The 1453-nt window shown below is 63.1% G+C and carries 1 protein-coding gene; it reads left to right on the forward strand.

Annotated features, from left to right (window positions below; genetic code table 11):
- Positions 1-65 precede the first annotated feature (65 nt).
- Entirely contained in the window at positions 66-1421 is a 1356-nt protein-coding gene (locus tag LDN95_RS23015) for an IS66 family transposase (RefSeq protein ID WP_226019826.1), read from the forward strand.
- Positions 1422-1453 lie beyond the last annotated feature (32 nt).

Here is a 1453-nt window from a genome sequence, read left to right on the forward strand (position 1 = left end):
GTAACTGCTCAGGAGGTTGGCAGAAAATGGTTGCGCGGTGACTCGGAGTTTGATTCACCCTGCTGATGGCCCCACCCCCGCTTCATGTGCTGAGCGAAGCTGAGAAGAACGAGCTTCTTCTGGCCCAGCACGAGATGATCGAACGGATGGCGGCGCGGATTACGGAACTTGAGGGCCTGGTCGGCAAGCCGCGCAAGACATCCTCGAACTCGCACATCCCGCCCTCGAAGGACGATTTCGGCAAGAAGGGTGGCAAGGGGCGCAAGCCAAAGGCAGGCCAGCGACCTGCGCGCGAGGGCAAACACCGCCCACTGGCCGAGACACCCGACAAGACCGAACGTGTCCTGGCCAGCGAATGCGGCCATTGCGGTACGGATGTGACCAGCCAGGTACAGCAGTGCCGGCAGCGCTACGATCATGTCGACCTGCCACCGATCCGTCCCGTCGTCACCAGGGTGGAGTTGTGGGGTGGGCGCTGCCGGTGCTGTGGCCGACGCTACAAGGCGCAGGCGCCTGTGGGCATGGCTCCCGGTTCGCCCTTCGGCCCCGGCATCCGTGCGCTGATGGCCTATCTGCATCATAGCCATCACGTGGGTTTCGAGCGCCTTTCCCGGATTGCTGGCGAACTGTTCGGGCTGACAATCTCCGAAGGTGCCATCGCCAACATGTTCCGCCGCCTGCGCACCAGCATGGATGCGGCCACGACTGCGATCCGCGCCAAATTGCTCAAGGCGCGCATCATTGCTTCGGACGAGACGACAACCAGGACCAATGGCGTGATGCAGTGGCAGTGGGTGTTCCTGTCCAGCGACGCTGTCCTGCACAAGATTGCCTCGCGCCGGGCCCGCAGCGTTGCCGAAGACGTACTGGGACAGCATCGGCCCGATGTCTGGGTCTCCGACCGCTATTCGGGTCAGCAGGAGTTGGGACGCGAGCACCAGGTTTGCCTTGCCCATGTGCTGCGCGATGTTCAGTACGCCATCGACAGTGGCGACACTGCCTTTGCGCCAAGCATCCGCGACCATCTGCGCTGGGCCATCAAGGTCGGGCGACGACGAGACCAGCTCAAGGACAGCACCTTGGCGGCCTACGCCGCCAAAGCCGACAATATCCTCGATCGTCTGGTTGCCAGACCTGTCGCTCATCCCGCCGGGCGCGTTCTGCTCAAGCAAATCAAGGCATGGCGGGGGAAGTTCTTCGTCTTCCTCACAAACCGTGACGTGCCGGCCACGAACAACATCTCCGAGCGCGAAATCCGCCCCTCGGTCGTCTTCCGCAAGGTCACCAACGGCTTCCGGTCAGACTGGGGCGCTCAGATCCATGCCGGATACCGTTCCGTCACCGGCACCGCACGCCTCTCTGGCCAGTCCGCACTCAGCGCAATCCGAGACCTCGTCGACGGACGCTTCGCGGTCGCTTGATCGGCCTCATTGCCAACCACCTGAGCAGTTAC

Origin of the sequence: Novosphingobium sp. FKTRR1, assembly GCF_020404405.1 — a bacterium.
Lineage (GTDB): Bacteria > Pseudomonadota > Alphaproteobacteria > Sphingomonadales > Sphingomonadaceae > Novosphingobium.